16 protein-coding genes and 1 pseudogene are annotated in these 16,564 nt (G+C 53.2%); all 17 read right to left on the bottom strand.

The window, feature by feature from the left end:
* Positions 1 to 71, bottom strand: a pseudogene (locus L971_RS15240) (bifunctional pyr operon transcriptional regulator/uracil phosphoribosyltransferase); the annotation flags it as partial.
* 199 nt (positions 72 to 270) lie between these two features.
* Positions 271 to 1,182: an RluA family pseudouridine synthase gene (locus tag L971_RS14300; RefSeq protein ID WP_024370039.1), complete on the bottom strand. Its 912-nt coding sequence runs from the start codon at positions 1,180 to 1,182 to the stop codon at positions 271 to 273.
* Entirely contained in the window at positions 1,182 to 1,655 is a 474-nt protein-coding gene (gene lspA, locus L971_RS14305; protein ID WP_029335444.1) for a signal peptidase II, read from the bottom strand. The genes L971_RS14300 and lspA overlap by 1 nt, the downstream gene beginning before the upstream one ends.
* A gap of 58 nt (positions 1,656 to 1,713) precedes the next feature.
* Positions 1,714 to 4,440, bottom strand: coding sequence for an isoleucine--tRNA ligase (ileS, locus tag L971_RS14310; protein WP_024370037.1), 2,727 nt, complete (start codon positions 4,438 to 4,440; stop codon positions 1,714 to 1,716).
* A gap of 269 nt (positions 4,441 to 4,709) precedes the next feature.
* Complete coding sequence (locus L971_RS14315; RefSeq protein ID WP_024370036.1) at positions 4,710 to 5,255, bottom strand: DivIVA domain-containing protein; 546 nt, start codon at positions 5,253 to 5,255, stop codon at positions 4,710 to 4,712.
* Positions 5,256 to 5,273: 18 nt separating this feature from the next.
* Positions 5,274 to 6,044, bottom strand: a complete 771-nt coding sequence (locus tag L971_RS14320) for an RNA-binding protein (RefSeq protein ID WP_047376442.1) — start codon at positions 6,042 to 6,044, stop codon at positions 5,274 to 5,276.
* Positions 6,045 to 6,317 carry a YggT family protein gene (locus tag L971_RS14325; RefSeq protein WP_024370034.1) on the bottom strand — a complete coding sequence of 91 codons (273 nt, stop codon included), beginning with the start codon at positions 6,315 to 6,317 and terminating at the stop codon, positions 6,045 to 6,047.
* A 4-nt stretch (positions 6,318 to 6,321) separates the two neighbouring features.
* A complete protein-coding gene (locus L971_RS14330; RefSeq protein ID WP_024370033.1) occupies positions 6,322 to 6,786 on the bottom strand; it encodes a cell division protein SepF in 465 nt (154 codons plus the stop codon).
* 23 nt (positions 6,787 to 6,809) lie between these two features.
* Positions 6,810 to 7,463: a YggS family pyridoxal phosphate-dependent enzyme gene (locus L971_RS14335; RefSeq protein ID WP_024370032.1), complete on the bottom strand. Its 654-nt coding sequence runs from the start codon at positions 7,461 to 7,463 to the stop codon at positions 6,810 to 6,812.
* Entirely contained in the window at positions 7,460 to 8,224 is a 765-nt protein-coding gene (pgeF, locus tag L971_RS14340) for a peptidoglycan editing factor PgeF (RefSeq protein ID WP_024370031.1), read from the bottom strand. Before pgeF ends, L971_RS14335 begins: the two co-directional genes overlap by 4 nt.
* 54 nt (positions 8,225 to 8,278) lie before the next feature.
* Positions 8,279 to 9,424, bottom strand: a complete 1,146-nt coding sequence (gene ftsZ / locus L971_RS14345) for a cell division protein FtsZ (protein WP_024370030.1) — start codon at positions 9,422 to 9,424, stop codon at positions 8,279 to 8,281.
* Positions 9,425 to 9,468: 44 nt separating this feature from the next.
* Complete coding sequence (gene ftsA, locus L971_RS14350) at positions 9,469 to 10,755, bottom strand: cell division protein FtsA (RefSeq protein ID WP_029335452.1); 1,287 nt, start codon at positions 10,753 to 10,755, stop codon at positions 9,469 to 9,471.
* Between the two features lie 227 nt (positions 10,756 to 10,982).
* Positions 10,983 to 11,753, bottom strand: coding sequence for a cell division protein FtsQ/DivIB (locus L971_RS14355; protein ID WP_024370028.1), 771 nt, complete (start codon positions 11,751 to 11,753; stop codon positions 10,983 to 10,985).
* Between the two features lie 12 nt (positions 11,754 to 11,765).
* The gene (gene murG, locus L971_RS14360; protein ID WP_047376444.1) at positions 11,766 to 12,842 is read right to left on the bottom strand and encodes an undecaprenyldiphospho-muramoylpentapeptide beta-N-acetylglucosaminyltransferase; all 1,077 of its coding nucleotides are present in this window, start codon (positions 12,840 to 12,842) and stop codon (positions 11,766 to 11,768) included.
* Positions 12,839 to 14,176, bottom strand: a complete 1,338-nt coding sequence (gene murD, locus L971_RS14365; protein ID WP_047376446.1) for a UDP-N-acetylmuramoyl-L-alanine--D-glutamate ligase — start codon at positions 14,174 to 14,176, stop codon at positions 12,839 to 12,841. The genes murG and murD overlap by 4 nt, the downstream gene beginning before the upstream one ends.
* 15 nt (positions 14,177 to 14,191) lie before the next feature.
* Entirely contained in the window at positions 14,192 to 15,151 is a 960-nt protein-coding gene (mraY, locus tag L971_RS14370) for a phospho-N-acetylmuramoyl-pentapeptide-transferase (protein ID WP_024370025.1), read from the bottom strand.
* 22 nt (positions 15,152 to 15,173) lie between these two features.
* Positions 15,174 to 16,478, bottom strand: a complete 1,305-nt coding sequence (gene murF / locus L971_RS14375) for a UDP-N-acetylmuramoyl-tripeptide--D-alanyl-D-alanine ligase (protein WP_047376448.1) — start codon at positions 16,476 to 16,478, stop codon at positions 15,174 to 15,176.
* Positions 16,479 to 16,564 lie beyond the last annotated feature (86 nt).

The raw sequence follows: 16,564 nt of genomic DNA on the forward strand, positions 1-16,564 counted from the left end.
ATGATCTCGTGGGCGATTCGTGTCAACGCTCGCCGGATGGCGGCCTCGTCTAGTATAGTAGAGTGTTTCACACGTGTTCCTCCTCTCTGAACGGTATAAAAAAAGAAGACTTCCTCATCCGACTGGAAAGGAAGTCTTCATATGTGAGGGCAGACTCCTGCCTCAAATAATCGACGTGTAGTGGCCTCGGCCACGATCCTTTCACAGCCTCTCTGGACTGGGTTTAAAGGTGTTATGCTTTCTAGACTATAAATCGGAATCGGTTGAAAGTCAACGCGTTTTCTCGATTTTGTCCAATTTTGCGAGCTCTGCCTCAAAGTCGGCTGGAAGTTTCGCCTCGAATTCGAGCCACTCATCCGTACGCGGGTGATGGAAGCCGAGCGTCGCCGCATGGAGCGCTTGACCGTTCAATTGAATCGTCCGACGCGGTCCGTATTTCGGGTCACCGGCGAGCGGATGGCCGATGTAGCGCATATGGACACGGATTTGGTGCGTCCGACCAGTCTCGAGTTTGCACTCGACGAGGGTGAAATCTTTATATCGCTCGAGCAGACGGAAGTGGGTCACCGCTTCTTTCGCGTTTCGGTCCGTCACCGTCATGCGCTGGCGGTCGTTCGTGTCACGCCCGATCGGCGCCTCGATCGATCCGAGTTCATGGGCGAGTTCGCCATGGACGAGGGCGATATACTCCCGCTTGATCGTGCGGTCTTTCAGCTGACGCGCGAGCGACTCATGGGCCAAATCGTTTTTAGCGACCATGAGCAAACCTGTCGTGTCCTTATCGATGCGGTGGACAATGCCCGGGCGCTTGACGCCGTTAATCCCTGACAAGTCGTCACAATGGAAAAGCAATGCGTTGACGAGCGTCCCAGACGTATGTCCTGCCGCCGGATGAACGACCATGCCGCGCGCTTTGTTGACGACGATGACATCCTCGTCCTCATAGACGATGTCGAGCGGAATGTCTTCTGGCAACACTTCGAGCTCGACGGCTTCCGGGACTGTCACGACGACTTCGTCCCCGACTTGTAGTTTGTAGTTCGGTTTCACCGTTTGACCGTTGACAAGAAGGTCCCCTGCCTTGATCCAGTCTTGGATTTGTGAACGGGACCAGTCGCTCCGTTCACTCATCCATTTATCAATACGTGCCTTTTCTTCGGCGACAAATGTGAATGTTTCCATTATGTTTGTCCCCTTTCTTTGTTTAGTTTTTCTTCAAATAAGACGCCGATGATCATAAAGATGACCCCGAACGTGAGTGCCATGTCGGCGACATTGAAGATCGGGAAATTGTAACCGAACGGATATGTGTCGACGAAATCGACGACTTCCCCTCGGAACAGGCGGTCGATAAAGTTTCCGATCGCACCGGCGAGCAACAACCCGACGCTATAACCGAGCAGATTGAATCCATTCACTTCTTTATGCAGAAAGTAAATCAATCCGACGACGACGATCGCCGTGACGATGAAAAAGAACACCATTTGTCCTTCGAGCATGCCCCAAGCCGCGCCCTTATTCCGGTATGACGTCAAATATAACCATCCGGGGATGAGTTCGATCGACTGTCCGATCGTCATCGTCTGGACGACGATCCACTTTGTCACTTGGTCGAGCAAGATGAGAAACAAGGCCAATCCGTAATAGCGTTTCATCAAATTCTCCTTTCACGTCATAAGAAACCGGAGTGGACTGACGCCACTCCGGTCCAGCTTACGCGATGACTTCTGTACAGCGTGGGCAAAGCTCAGGATGCTCGGCGTCTTGCCCAAGCTCCGTCGAGTATGTCCAACAGCGGGCACAAGCGGCGCCATCTGCTTTCGCGACAGTGATTTGTGCCGTCGCATAGTCCACGTCGGCAGTCTCGGCATAGTCGAGTTGCGACACTTGGAGCAATTGACGGACGTTGTCGATTGTATCGAGCAACTGTTTCGTCTCTGCTTTCGGCGCGATGACGAGCTTCGCCTCGAGCGGCTTCCCAATCAACTTCTCGCCACGGGCGATTTCAATCGCTTTCAACACGTCGTTGCGGAACGTAAGGAATTTCGACCACTTCGCGAGCAACGTCGTCTCTTCTTCCGTGAGCGGAGCGACTTCTTCAATGTCTGACAAGAAGACGTTGTCGACCGATTGGGCCGGTACTTCTTGCCACACTTCGTCGGCCGTATGCGGAAGGATCGGCGCGATCAATTTCGTGAGCGTGACGACCGTGTCATACATGACCGTCTGAACGGCACGACGACGCGCATCATCTTCACGCTCGATATAGAGGATGTCTTTCGTGAAGTCGAGGTAGAACGACGACAACTCGTTGACACAGAAGTTATGAATCAAGTGATAGACGGCCATGAAGTCGAACGTGTCGTACGCTTTGACGACTTTCGTCTGCAACTGCTTCAATTTCGTCGCCATGAAGCGGTCGGCTTCCGGCATGTCGTCGAACGCGACACGCATCGACGGGTCGAACCCGTTCAAGTTACCGAGCAAGAAACGGAGCGTGTTTCGGATTTTCCGGTACACTTCCGACACTTGCTTGAAGTTGTCGTGAGACGCACGAACGTCCGATTGATAGTCGACCGACGATACCCAAAGACGGACGATTTCAGCTCCGTACTGTTTGACGAGGTCGTTCGGCGCGATCGTGTTACCGAGTGACTTCGACATTTTGCGGCCGTCGCCGTCGAGAACGAAGCCATGGCTGAGTACGTTGCGATACGGCGCTTTGCCGGTCGTCGCGACAGCCGTCGAGAGTGACGAGTTGAACCAGCCGCGATATTGGTCTGAGCCTTCCAAATACAGGTCAGCAGGACGACGCAAGTTGTCGCGCTGTTCAAGCACGCCCGCATGAGACGAACCTGAGTCGAACCAGACGTCCATGATGTCGAGTTCTTTACGGAACTCGCCGTTCGGGCTGTTCGGATGTGTGAACCCTTCTGGCAACAAGTCTTTCGCTTCGCGCTCGTACCAGACGTTCGAGCCATGCTCATGGAACAAGTTGGCGACGTGGTCGATCGTCTCGTTTGTGATGATTTCGGTCCCATCTTCAGCGTAGAAGATTGGGATCGGCACACCCCATGCCCGTTGACGACTGATGACCCAGTCCCCACGGTCACGGACCATGTTGAACAAACGTGTCATACCCCATTCTGGTACCCAGTTCACTTCTTCAATCTCACGAAGCATATCGGCCCGGAAATCTTTGATTGAGGCGAACCATTGCGGCGTCGCACGGAAGATGACCGGTTTTTTCGTGCGCCAGTCATGCGGGTATGAGTGCTTGATGAATTTCAAGTTAAGGAGGTAACCGTTCTCTTCAAGCTTCATGCCGATTTGTTTGTTGGCGTCTTCATAGAAGAGACCTTCAAATCCAGGTGCTTCGTCCGTCATATAACCACGGTCGTCGACCGGGCATAAGACGTCGAGTCCGTATGCTTGTCCGACGCGGTAATCGTCTTCCCCGTGACCTGGTGCCGTATGAACGAGACCCGTCGCGTCTGCCGTGACGTGGTCGCCGATCATGACGAGCGATGTCCGGTCGTAAAGTGGGTGTTGCGCCGTCATATGTTCGAACTCACGGCCGTTCCATGACCCGCTCACCGTGACGTCCGTCCAGCCGAGCGCTGTCGTCACTTCTTCGACGAGGCTGTCGGCGACAATGTACCCTTTGCCGTCATGCTCGATACGCGTGTACGTCAGTTCATCACTGACGGCGATCCCAAGGTTAGCAGGGATCGTCCAAGGCGTCGTCGTCCAGATGACGAAGTGGTCAGTCGACTCAAGCACGCCTTTCCCGTCGACGACTTGGAACGCCACGTAAATCGCCGGTGATTTCTTGTCGTAGTACTCGATTTCCGCTTCAGCGAGTGCTGATTCAGAAGACGGTGACCAATAGACCGGTTTCTTACCTTTATAGATGTAGCCTTTTTCAGCCATCGTCCCGAATAAGCGGATTTGGGCCGCTTCGTATTCCGGAAGGAGCGTGATGTACGGGTTATCGAAATCAGCCAACAGACCGAGGCGTTTGAACTGCTCGCGTTGCGAGTTCACTTGCTCCATCGCATAAGCCGCACATTTCTCACGGAACTCGGCGACCGTCATTTCTTTACGGTTGACGCCTGCTTTTTGGAGCGCGTTCTCGATTGGGAGACCGTGTGTGTCCCAACCTGGGATCATCGGGGACTGATATCCGTTCAATGACTTGAAGCGGACGATGATATCTTTCAACACTTTGTTGAGCGCGTGGCCCATATGGATATCGCCGTTCGCATACGGAGGACCGTCATGCAAGATGTACTGGGGCTTCCCGGCATTCTTTTCTTGGACGCGCGTATAAAGGTCCATCTGTTCCCATGCTTCCTGCATTTGAGGTTCGCGTTTCGGTAAGTTTCCGCGCATGGCGAAATCTGTTTCAGGCATCAATAGTGTGTCTTTGTAGTTCATTGAAACTCCTCCTTCAGTTTTTTGACAACAAAAAAACCCGCCCCTAAATAGGGACGAGTTCGTCGACTCGCGGTACCACCCTACTAATCTCAAACAACGTTTGAGACCGCTCTTGGAGACCGATAACGAGGTCAGGCGGTCGTGCTTACTGCGTTCAGCACGACACTCATAGGGGATACCGAATAAAGTCTTTCTCTTAGGCTTGCACCTTCCCTAAGTCGCTTCGTAGGTATGACTTTATCGACGTGTCCTAATCGACGTATTGTGTATTATCCGTGATGTTTGTTTGGTATGACTTCGTCGTCATTATACGGAAGTTCGGTCGTATCGTCAAGAACCGTTTGGACCGGTGGTTCGCCGACGATCGTGTCCCATTCCGTGCTGTTCAACAGCTCCATCTGCGCATCGACGAGCACACGGAAACGTGTCCGGTACAGCTCGACCTTCTTCAGCATTTGGACGACTTCTCGCTCGGCAAGTTGCTCTTTGCGCGCCGCCTCTTCTTCACGGGCGAGCGCTTCACGCTCCGCCTGCTTCAAGATGAGACTCGCTTCTTTGGCTGCGTTCGTCTTCACTTCTTCGGCCGCCTCTTGAGCGACGATGATCGATTTGTTTAACGTATCTTCCATCGAGGAGAAGTAGTCAATGCGAGCTTGCATATCGTTGACGAGTTCTTCGTACCTTCTGTTCTCACGAATCAATAGTTCGAACTCTTTGATGATTTGATCTAGAAATTCATTGACCTCATCGATATCGTACCCGCGAAAACGAGTCGAGAACTCTTTGTTATGAATATCAATCGGTGTCAACGCCATTCGACTTTCCTCCTAAATTCAACGTATGATGCCATACTGGATTTTTATTTTCTCCCGTTTCGTCGAGCCGAGAATCGCCATCAGCTTCACCCGACCATACCCACGAATCGAAACTAAATCGTCCGGCTCGAGGATAAAGCTCGCATCGTCAATCGGCTTATGATTCACTTTACATTCACCGTGTTTGACGAGCGCTTGTGCTTTTTGACGCGAGAGTCCGAGCACTTCACTTACGACTGTGTCGAACCGAAGAGACGAGACGATGCCGAATTCATCGCTCCACTTCGTCTCTGGGACGACGAGCTTCGCTTCGGGCGCAACGTCGGAAATCCGGATTCGTGCCTTCCCGACACGATCGACGTTCATCTCGATGAAACCGGCCGCGTCACGCGTCGTCGCGAATTGGGCGACACCGTCATGTAACACGACATCTCCAAACTTTTGCCGTTTTAAGCCAGCATTGAGAAGCGTGCCCGTCACTTGACGATGGGTCAAGTCGACAAATTTGGTCGGATAATCGATTTGACGAATCGCGATTTCAAAATCAAGCGGATCCAGTTCATAGTAATCGGGTGCGAGAATGAGTCGTTTCCGTTCCGCACCTTCAAAACCACCGTCCTCATAACTCGCCAAGCGGTTCCCGACGATTTGTTTGACGATCTGTTGTTCACGCGGGTCTAAAAAATCTGTCAGTTTGAACAAGTAGTTGTCCTCGACTTGCTGCACCCAATCGAGCACTTGCTCGATAAAGGCTCGCTCGCTCGGCCGATAATGATCGAAGACGCTCATTTACAGACCGAAAATCGCTCGCACTCCCGCTTGTGCCATTCGAAGTACGAACAAGGCGACGATTGGGGAGATATCGAGCATCCCGCCGATTGGAGGGATAATCCGACGAAACGGATTTAAAAACGGTTCACAAAGATACGACAAAATTTGTCCAAACTTCGATTCGCGTGCGTTCGGGAACCATGACAGTAAAATGTAGGCGATCAAGACCCAACTATAATAGCCAAGAAGCGTGACAATCGTATTTCCTAAAGCTTCTACTACGTTATTCATTCACTTACCATCCTTTACTATTGAGTTCGTCCTCCGAAATCAAATTCGAGATCGACCCCGTCAATTCGATATTGTTCGGAGTACATAGAATCGTGTTATGTCCAATCGACGTCATCGTTCCTTCGAGTGCATAGACGACACCCGATAAGAAGTTCACGACTTGGCGAGATTGTTCTTTCGACATACGTTGAAGGTTGACGATGACCGCACGATTTTCTTTTAGCTGATCGCTAATGTCCTGTGCCTCGGCGAATACCCGCGGTTCGGCGAGCACGACTTTCGAGCGTTCTTTTTTCTTCGAGTTGAAAGCGACAAGGTTGTTCGCTGTTTTCGGACGTTCCTCCGATTTGACGATTTGCTCTGTCACCGGTTGTTGCTTCGTTTCAGCGACAACGTACTCTTCTCCTTCATACGCATTCGGTTCTTCTTCGAGACCGAAGAAATCTTTCATCTTGTTTTTGATCGACATAACGGATTCCTCCTTAAGATATATTATTGCACAAGTATGGTTCCAATACGAACAAACGATGCGCCTTCTTCGAGGGCGATTTTATAGTCATTTGACATCCCCATCGATAACTCTGTGCACGGGGCATGTTCGAACGCTCGGGCGGCCATATCGTCACGTAACGTCCGAAGTTCGCGGAACGTGTCACGGATGACCGCCTCATCTTCTGTGAATGGTGCCATCGTCATGAGACCGATGATCCGTATGTGCGGATACTGTTTACAGTTCTCGATGAACGGAAGGACTTCCTCTTTTTCAAGCCCATGTTTTGAGTCTTCCCCAGAAACGTTCACTTGTACGAAGCAATCGATGACACGATCAGCTCGCTTGTTGATCTCTTCGGCGAGGGAAAGACGGTCGAGCGAATGGATCGCTGCGACGCGCCCGATGATTTGGCGTACTTTTCGTGTTTGCAAACTCCCGATAAAATGGACACGGGCATCTTCGGGCAACGCCTCGACTTTATCGAGCAGCCCTTCCGGACGATTCTCTCCGAAGTCGCGAACGCCCTCCTCATAGAGCGCGTTCGCCACGTCCGACCCTACCGATTTCGTGACGGCAATCAACGTCACTTTCTGTCCGGCTTCATGTTCGGCGATCGTCTGTCTTACTCGTTTGACATTGTTGGCTATACTCACGATTTCTTCTCCTTGACAAGGACGGCGGCAAATCGACGAGACGCGTCACCGTTACGGTACGAGAAATAAGTCCTATCGGTGACGGTCGATAAGTTCGATTGCGTGACGTCCATATTTCGTTCTGTGGCGAGCGTCTCGTTCACATGTTGGAGCGACAGTTCGGCGTGGCCGTCCTCTCGTTCATTCATGACCGCGCCCGCATACGCTGCCTCTGATACATGTTTCACCGCATCGAGGACACGGCGATCGACTTCGTAATGCTCGGACGTGATGGCCGGTCCGACGAACATGTCGATGTCTTCTTCCGGCACTCCAAGTTCAGCGAATGCGTCCGCCATCGCGCCGACGATGTTGCCGACCGTCCCTTTCCACCCGGCGTGGGCCACTCCAACGACCCCGTGTGCTTTCGCACAGAAAAAGAGTGGCACACAGTCGGCAAAGACGAGGGCGAGCGGGACGTTCTCGGCTCTCGTGACCAATCCGTCCGTCGCTTGAATCGCTTCAGCGTAGTCGAACGCACCTTTTCCGCGGTCCGACTCATCGACAAGGGCGACCCGTTTCCCGTGGACTTGGTCCGCCCAAACCGAGTCGGCCAAGTTCAAGCCGGACTCGGTGAAAAAGCGGTTTCGATTATCGACGACAGCCGATTGCTCGTCCCCGACGTGCAGACCGACGTTTCCTTCGTTGTGCCAGTCGGTCCGGGTCGTCACGTAAGCCGAGTATCGTTCCGTTTCCGTTTCCCATGTATGAATCAGTCGCATGACGTTCTCCTTTTTTACAAAAAAGGAGTGCCGAGAACCGGCACCCCCTATTTTTTAGTTACGGCGTTGTCTTACGAACGCTGGGATGTTGATCGTCTCGTCTGGGACGTCACCGCCATAGACCGGTCTATGGAAGTTCCCTTCATCTTGTGGTGCAGATTCGGTTGCTTTCGGTTGCGCCTCTGTCTTCGCTTCCGCCTCAGGTTGTTTCTTCGGCTGTTGAAGGAATGGGTTCGCACCTTGCACATCTTCTGCAAATTCAGTTGCGATGACGGTCACGATGATTTCATCGTTCAAGTTTTCGTTGATGACCGAACCGAAAATCAAGTTCACTTCTTCATCAGCGGCACTTTGAACGATTTGAGCTGCTTCCGTGACCTCATAAAGGCTGAGGCTGAGTCCGCCCGTGATGTTCATCAAGACACCTTTGGCGCCTTCGATTGAAGACTCGAGAAGTGGTGATGAAATCGCTTTTTTCGCTGCTTCGATGGCGCGGTTTTCGCCTGTGGCGACACCGACACCCATGAGCGCCGATCCTTTTTCCGTCATGATCGTCTTCACGTCCGCGAAGTCAAGGTTGATTAATCCTGGGATGGCAATCAAGTCCGTGATCCCTTGGACACCTTGACGCAAGACGTTGTCCGCCTCACGGAACGCCTCGATCATTGGCGTGTTGCGCTCGACGATTTCAAGCAACTTGTCGTTCGGGATGACGATAAGCGTGTCAACTTTTTCTTTGAACGCTTGAATCCCGTGTTGTGCGTGTTGCATCCGTTTACGTCCTTCGAACATGAACGGTTTCGTGACGACTCCGACCGTGAGCGCTCCGATTTCTTTAGAAATCTCAGCGATGACCGGGGCTGCCCCTGTACCTGTTCCGCCGCCCATACCGGCTGTGACGAACACCATGTCCGCTCCGTCGAGCGCTTCGATCAACTGCTCGCGGCTCTCTTCAGCTGCTTTTTTCCCGATGTCCGGGTTGGCGCCGGCTCCGAGTCCGCGCGTCAATTTTGCGCCGAGTTGGAGTTTCACGTCCGCTTTCGACATGTTGAGCGCTTGAGCGTCCGTGTTGACTGCGATGAACTCGACCCCTTGTACTCCGTGTTCAATCATGCGGTTGACAGCGTTTGAACCACCGCCACCGACTCCAATTACTTTAATTTTTGCTACGGCGTCAATCGCCTCATCAAAGTACATCATTCAGGTATCCCCCTACGTAATTTCCGATTGTTAATAGCATCAGCTTACACGCCAAATAGTTTTTCCATTAATCGACCGAATCCATTTTTAGATTCGCGATCTGTCGCTTCCGGTTCCACATCAGAATCATGATGACGATTCGTGTGATCTGGTGTCGGAACGACCTCACGCTCCTCCGGCTTCTCCAAGTTTTGCTTCGAGACATGATGGTCGCTCATAAGCACATACTTGAGGACGCCGACGGCAGACGCGTATTTCGGGTGTCTGACACCAATCGAGGACGGTTGGTAAAGTCTCGTCTTCTGACCCATGACTCGCGTCGCAAGTTCTTGGATGCCAGGCAAGGCAGCGGCTCCGCCACAAAGGAGATAACCTCCACTGAGCGTCGGGACGCCTACCTTTTGCACTCTATTCAACACCAATGTAAACATTTCCTCTATTCTCGCCTCTAAAACGTAACTAATTTCTGCTTGCGGCTCGTAAGCGACTTCGCCGTTAATGTTCGTGAACGAGAAGCCTTCGGTCGCATCAGCCATTTCTTCTAAGGCGAGCCCGTACTCTTCCTTCGCGACTTTCGCATCTTGGTATTTACAATTGAGCTTGTACACCAAGTCACGTGTCATATGGTCGCCACCAACAGGGAGGATGTATGAGTAAACGAGGTCACCGCGATAGAACACGGAGACGGTCGTTTTCTCATGACCGATATCGATCAAGCCGATGCCAAGGTCGATCTCATCGACAGAAGCGGCACTCATGCCGAGCGCCAAGTTACCGAGCACGAAGCCGTCGAGCTTCAGTCCCGCACGTTCAATCGAACGACGGATGCTATGTAAGATCGTCTTCGAGCCCGTCACCATCTTCCCGTGCATCTCTAAACGATAACCGAGCATGCCGCGTGGATCGACGACACCTGTCTGCTGGTCGACCGTGAACGAGGACGGGATGACATCGATGACGCTCATCTCATCCGGGAGACGCATCACTTGCGCCGAGTTGATGACTTCGATCACATCGGCATCCGTGATCTCTTGGTCTTCACGCTTGACCGATGCGATTCCGTGACACGGGGCGATTTGGATATGTTCCCCTTCAATGGCAACGTATACCGACCGAATTTGGTCACCGAGTGCCGCTTCGGCATGTTCGACGGCTTGTTTGATTGCTTGAACCGTCTTATCGATGTCGACGACGGCGCCACGTTTTACTCCTGCAGACGGGGCACATCCCTCCGCCAAAATGTTAAGCGTTCCCCCGAGTAGTTCACCCACGACGAGCTTAATTTCTGACGTTCCTATATCTAATGCGGCTACATAACCATTCGCTTCCAACAGGGAAACACCTCCGCGCTAAAATTTCTGTTCCAACATTCCGTTACAATATTACAGATATCCAAAAATATTGTTAGGTCCGGCAAGATATCTCACGTCTAAGTTTACAACAAATAAGATAGTGAGAAAAGGTAGAATCCTACAAATTAAGCGGTTTTGGGGTGTCAATTCGATTACAAACGATAAAAAAACAGCCCTATCGTGTATTAGGGCTGTAAAAAATCAGATTATTCTTTCGGTTTTTCATACGGGACGAAATAATAACCTCCATCCATGACGACGGTTCCCCGCTGTCCTTTCGGGATGTTTTCAAAGATTTCACCGTATTTCGACACCGTTTGGCCGAGTTTAAACGTCGGTGTCACGAGCGTGTTGCCATCGTTCATAAATATCTCATAACGCGTCGGCTCGCCGTCTCGTTTCGAGAAGACGATTTCCGACATACGAGCCCGCATCGCATCGTCGACTTGTTCGAGTTCCCCGGCCACTTTCTCAAGGTCGGCGACATCGGTGAATTCACGCAACAGCGGTCCGTCCTTCAGTTTTTCCGGATCATCGATTTGACCGGTCGGGTGGAGCGACCCGTCGGCGAGAACGACGACTTCTTCCTCGTCCGTCCGTGAATAGGCAATCATCTTCTCTTCCTCGAGATCGATCGAGACGATGTTGTACCAACTCCGATCGACATCGACGTCCTTCACCCCGGGAAGTGATTTGATCGTCGCTTCTAATCGCTTCGGAGAGACTTCGACGATTTTCGAGTTCGTGTCGAGTTCGATTTTCTCTAATACGTACGCCTCGGACAACCAATCGAGGCCGGACACGTTCACCGCCTTCACGTCAGACACCGACGTCTGCATATAGACGACGAGCGCAATGAGCAGGGCGAACAAGAGTAAGATGGCGGACAGACGACGGTTCGCCTTCTTACGTCGCTGGTCTTTCATATACGGGATACGGTCTTCTAAACTACGGACGGTGTTCTGACGTGTCTCCATGTTCCCTCTCCTTTAGCGGCTTACTTCTTCCACGAGTTCAGCGAGCGCTTCTGCTGCTTCCGGGAATCCTAACCGTTTCGATGCCGCAGCCATTTGTTCCTGCTCGGCTAAGACGTGACGAATCGCTTCGACGAGCGTGCCGCCGGACAACTCCGTCTCCCGAATCAATGTGGCCGCTCCGCTCTCGACGAGCGCCGACGCGTTTTTCGTCTGGTGGTCAGCGGTCACATACGGGCTTGGAATCAAGATGCTCGGTAAGCCAAGTGCCGTGAGCTCAGAGATTGTCGAAGCTCCTGCCCGAGAGACGACGAGCGTCGCACAGGCGAGAAGTTCCGGCATGTCGTAGACGTACGGCAACACGTGGACGTTGTCTGCGGTCGGGGCTTTCGCGACGACCGTGTCGTAGTGAACGTTCCCGGTCACGTAGAGCACGTTCACCGGCTCTTCGGCCAGCTCAGGGATGGCTTCGAGCACCGCCCGGTTGATTGCTTCTGCCCCGCGGCTGCCTCCATAAATGACGACAATCGGACGCTCATCAAGTCCATAGGCGGACCGGACTTTCGCCTCATCGACGACCGTCTTCAATACTTCACTGCCACGCGGGTTCCCGATGACGCGAACGTTCGCCCCCGGAAAATGAGCTTCTGACCCCGCGAACGATAGGGCGACACGATCCGCTTTTTTCGATAGGAACTTGTTCGTCAATCCCGGGATGCTGTTTTGTTCGTGCAGGATGGTCGGGATACCGAGTTGTTGCGCTGTAAAGACGACCGGTCCGGAGACAAAGCCGCCCGTGCCGATGACGACGTCCGGAAGGAACGCCTTCATCTCTTTTCGGAGCTCCCGGACAGACTTCAAGAACCAATAGCCCGTCTTGACGTTCTCAAGCGATAGCGACCGTTTCAAACCGGCGATTCGAATCGATTTGAACGGAATTCCAGCGCGAGGAACGAGGTCGGCCTCTAGACCGTTCTCCGTGCCGATATAGAGCACTTGTAAGTCAGGATAGCGTTCTTTCAACGTGTCTAGTAAAGCGAGGGCCGGGTAGATGTGTCCTCCCGTTCCCCCGCCCGAAATGATGACTTTCATCGGTTCGCCTCCTCGTATTTGCGGACGAGGTCGACGAAATGCTCGCCTCGCTCCTCGAACGTCTTATATTGATCCCAACTGGCACATGCAGGTGACAGTAAGAGCACATCATCTTCTGCCGATTGTTCAAACGCGAGCGGGACTGCCTCTTCGAGCGTGCCGACAGCAAACGCCGGGACACCTTGCGAGGCGCCGAGTGTTTTGAACCGTTCCGCCGTCTCACCATAGGCGACGACCGCTTTGACGCGTGACATCGCCGGGATGAGTGACGACAAGTCCGCACCTCGCTCGAGCCCACCGCACACCCAGACAATCGGTGATTCGAATCCAGCGAGCGCCGCTTCGGTCGCCACGTTATTCGTCGCTTTCGAATCGTTGTAGACGCTGCGGCCGAGGATGCGACCCACGTTCTCAGTCCGGTGCGCGACACCGCCGAACGTCCGCAACACACGTTCGATATGTGAACGCGGAATGTCGAACGGTTCAATGAGGAGTAGCGCCGCCAAAACGTTTTCGACGTTATGGGCACCACCGAGCGCCAGTTCCGACACTTGGATGACCTTGTCGCCGTGAACGGTGATCCAGCCGTCTTCAACGGATGCATCTCCAACCTCATAGCCGAACGTTTGCGCCGTCAACTGTTCCGGCACCCGTTTCATCACTTCCGCATCGGCGCGTTTCACGACGACCCGGTCAGCGTCGGTCATGTTACGGAACAAGTTCCCTTTTGCATTGGCATACGATTCAAAGTCTCCGTGATAATCGAGATGGGCTTCTGACAAATTGAGAAGCGCCGCCGCTTTCGGATGAAACGCCTCGACACCCATCAATTGAAAACTCGACAGCTCGATGACGATGATGTCGTCCGATTTCGCTTTTGACGCGACTTCGATTGCCGGGAAGCCGATGTTTCCGGCCACGTGTACCGGACGGTTTCCGCCTTTTAACAGTTCGTGGACGAGCGTCGTCGTCGTCGTTTTCCCGTTTGAACCGGTGATTCCGACAAACGCCGCGTCCGTCGCCAAATAGGCGAGCTCGACTTCCGTATAGATGGGGATACCTCGTTCCATCGCTGCTTGAAGCAACGGGATGTGGTACGGGATCCCTGGATTTTTGACGATGACGTCCGTGTCTTCCAACAAGTCGAGCGGATGGGAGCCAAATACCGATTTGATTCCTAACTGCTCGATTTTCGTCCGTTCATCAGCTGACGGTTCTGAACCGGTATTGATTGTCACGACCGCTTCCACACCCGTCAAATAGGCGGCTGCGGCGAGCCCGCTGCGGGCAGCGCCGAGGACGAGGACGCGTTTACCTTTCCACTGCTTTTGCATCTGTTCCACCATCCATTACATGAGTAGTAACGACAAGACTGCCGTGATCAAGCTGATTCCACCGAACGTCAAGACGATGCGCCATTCTGACCAACCGACCATCTCGAAGTGGTGGTGAATCGGACTCATCTTGAAGATACGCTTCCCTCTCGTTTTGAACGAGAGCACTTGCAAGATGACACTGAGCGTCTCGATGACGAAGATGATACCGACGAAGACGAGCAACAGCTCGAGCTTCAGCATGAGCGCAAGTCCCGCGACCGCGCCGCCAAGGGCGAGCGATCCCGTGTCACCCATGAAGATTTTCGCCGGGTACTTGTTGAAGACGAGGAATCCAAGAAGCGCCCCGACCGCACTGAAAGCGAACCAGGCGACACCGGCCTCGTCTTGTCCGAGCGCATAAATACCGAAGAATGCGAACGTCGGGATGGCCGAGAACGACACGAGGCCGTCGAGGCCGTCCGTCAAGTTGACAGCGTTCGAAAAACCGACGAGCCAGAAAATGACGATGGCGACGTACAACCAACCCGTATCAAACGCGATCGAAGTGAACGGGATTTGAATCGTCGTGTCCAAGCCGGCACCGAGTGAAAGGAACCACACGAACAACACCGAGACGACAATTTGTCCAATCAATTTTTGAAGCGATGTGAGACCGAGGTTTCGTTTATTCACGACTTTAATGTAGTCGTCGAGGAAACCAATCACCCCGAACGCCAGCGTGACGAACAAGAGCGTCCCGAAGCCCGCTACCGCATCGCCGAAAATGAGCGAGACGATGAAGCCGACGACGAGTGCGAGCAAGATGATGATGCCGCCCATTGTCGGTGTCCCAGATTTCTTTTGATGCCAATCCGGACCTTCATCGCGGATTTCTTGACCGAACTTTAATTGACGCAACGCGGGAATGGCCCGCGGCATAACGACCAATACGGTCAATAATGAACTGATTAAGACGATTAAACTGATTAACATGTTCGTACCTCACTACTCTTTATTATTGAACTAGACGCTCGAGCGCCAGTCCTCGCGATGCTTTTAACAATATCACAGTCTGTGGTCGTTGATAACTGCCAAGGAGCGGTTTCGCCTCCTCGACCGTGGCGACGCAAGTCACGTTGACGCGGTCATCCGTCATCCCTTCTTGAATCCATTTCGCTTTGTCCCCAATCAAGATGCAGTCCGTGACCGGGGCCGTGATGACGCGCCCGACTTGAACGTGTTGCTCGAACTCATCGGCGCCAAGTTCGTACATATCTCCGAGCACGAGCACTCGACGGCTGAATCCTTCGAGCGATTTCACGGTCTCGATGGCAGCGATCATCGAGGTCGGACTCGCGTTGTAGGCGTCGTTGATCAAATGGGCGTCACCGAACATTTGCTTTTCCATCCGCATCGTCGTCAGTTTGACGCGGTCGAGCCCGCGTTGGATCATGGCATGGTCGAGTCCGAACTGACGGCCACACGCAATCGCGTACGCGGCGTTCCGAATTTGATGGGCCCCGAGCACTTTCAGCTCGAACAACTCACCGTCGTAGCGGAAGATGGACGCATCGAACGTCGTCTCGACGACCTCGATGTTCCCGTCCGCATCCGCATCATACCCGACCCGGAAACCTTCTCCGGCAAGGAGCGGTTCGTCCGCATCGACGATCAACACGCCGTCCGGTTTCAGCCCGGCTTTAATCTCGAGTTTCGCCTTGGCGATGCCTTGGCGTCCTCCGACTTGTTCGCCGTGCGATTCACCGATGTTTGTGACGAACGCGACGTCCGGCTTGGCGATGTTGGACAACAGTTCGATTTGCCCGAAGCCGTTCATGCCCATCTCGAGCACGGCCACCTCGGTGTCACGCGGCATACGGAGCACCGTGAGCGGCAAGCCGACGTCCGAGTTGAAATTGCCGGCCGTCTTGTGCGTCTTGAACTTCTCTTCGAGCACGACCGCGACCATATCTTTCGTCGACGTCTTCCCGTTCGAACCGGTGATGGCGACGACGAGCGGATCGATCTCTGCCAAATAGCGGGCTGCCGCTTCTTGGAGCGCCTTGAGCGGAGACGGGACCGGAATCGTCACGATGCCTTCCGGCTGTTTGCGTCCTTCTTCCCAAAACGTGACGATGGCACCTTGCTCGATCGCCTTATCAATGTAATCATGTCCGTCGACGCGTGCCCCGATGATCGGGACGAACAGCCCGTCTTGATTATCGTCTCGTGAATCCGTCGCGACGTTCCGTACTTCACGCACGTCGTCCGACTTGATGCCGAACCAGCTTGCCAATGTTTGAATCGTCAATTGTTCCATCGTTATTCCTCCTGTGACAAAGGAAAAGAGAGCCGAGGCCCTCTTCATCCCTTTGCGTTAGTTCGACGGGGACTCGAGTCTCACTT

Origin of the sequence: Exiguobacterium sp. ZOR0005 (assembly GCF_000798975.1) — a bacterium.
In the GTDB taxonomy this organism is placed as follows: domain Bacteria; phylum Bacillota; class Bacilli; order Exiguobacteriales; family Exiguobacteriaceae; genus Exiguobacterium; species Exiguobacterium aurantiacum.

Excerpts from the sequence above, each read along its gene's own strand:
- L971_RS14300 (WP_024370039.1), bottom strand. The coding sequence starts at position 1,182 with ATGGAAACATTCACATTTGTCGCCGAAGAAAAGGCACGTATTGATAAA.
- lspA (WP_029335444.1), bottom strand. The coding sequence starts at position 1,655 with ATGAAACGCTATTACGGATTGGCCTTGTTTCTCATCTTGCTCGACCAA.
- ileS (WP_024370037.1), bottom strand. The coding sequence starts at position 4,440 with ATGAACTACAAAGACACACTATTGATGCCTGAAACAGATTTCGCCATG.
- L971_RS14315 (WP_024370036.1), bottom strand. The coding sequence starts at position 5,255 with ATGGCGTTGACACCGATTGATATTCATAACAAAGAGTTCTCGACTCGT.
- L971_RS14320 (WP_047376442.1), bottom strand. The coding sequence starts at position 6,044 with ATGAGCGTCTTCGATCATTATCGGCCGAGCGAGCGAGCCTTTATCGAG.
- L971_RS14325 (WP_024370034.1), bottom strand. The coding sequence starts at position 6,317 with ATGAATAACGTAGTAGAAGCTTTAGGAAATACGATTGTCACGCTTCTT.
- L971_RS14330 (WP_024370033.1), bottom strand. The coding sequence starts at position 6,786 with ATGTCGATCAAAAACAAGATGAAAGATTTCTTCGGTCTCGAAGAAGAA.
- pgeF (WP_024370031.1), bottom strand. The coding sequence starts at position 8,224 with ATGCGACTGATTCATACATGGGAAACGGAAACGGAACGATACTCGGCT.
- ftsZ (WP_024370030.1), bottom strand. The coding sequence starts at position 9,424 with ATGATGTACTTTGATGAGGCGATTGACGCCGTAGCAAAAATTAAAGTA.
- L971_RS14355 (WP_024370028.1), bottom strand. The coding sequence starts at position 11,753 with ATGGAGACACGTCAGAACACCGTCCGTAGTTTAGAAGACCGTATCCCG.
- murG (WP_047376444.1), bottom strand. The coding sequence starts at position 12,842 with ATGAAAGTCATCATTTCGGGCGGGGGAACGGGAGGACACATCTACCCG.
- murD (WP_047376446.1), bottom strand. The coding sequence starts at position 14,176 with ATGCAAAAGCAGTGGAAAGGTAAACGCGTCCTCGTCCTCGGCGCTGCC.
- mraY (WP_024370025.1), bottom strand. The coding sequence starts at position 15,151 with ATGTTAATCAGTTTAATCGTCTTAATCAGTTCATTATTGACCGTATTG.
- murF (WP_047376448.1), bottom strand. The coding sequence starts at position 16,478 with ATGGAACAATTGACGATTCAAACATTGGCAAGCTGGTTCGGCATCAAG.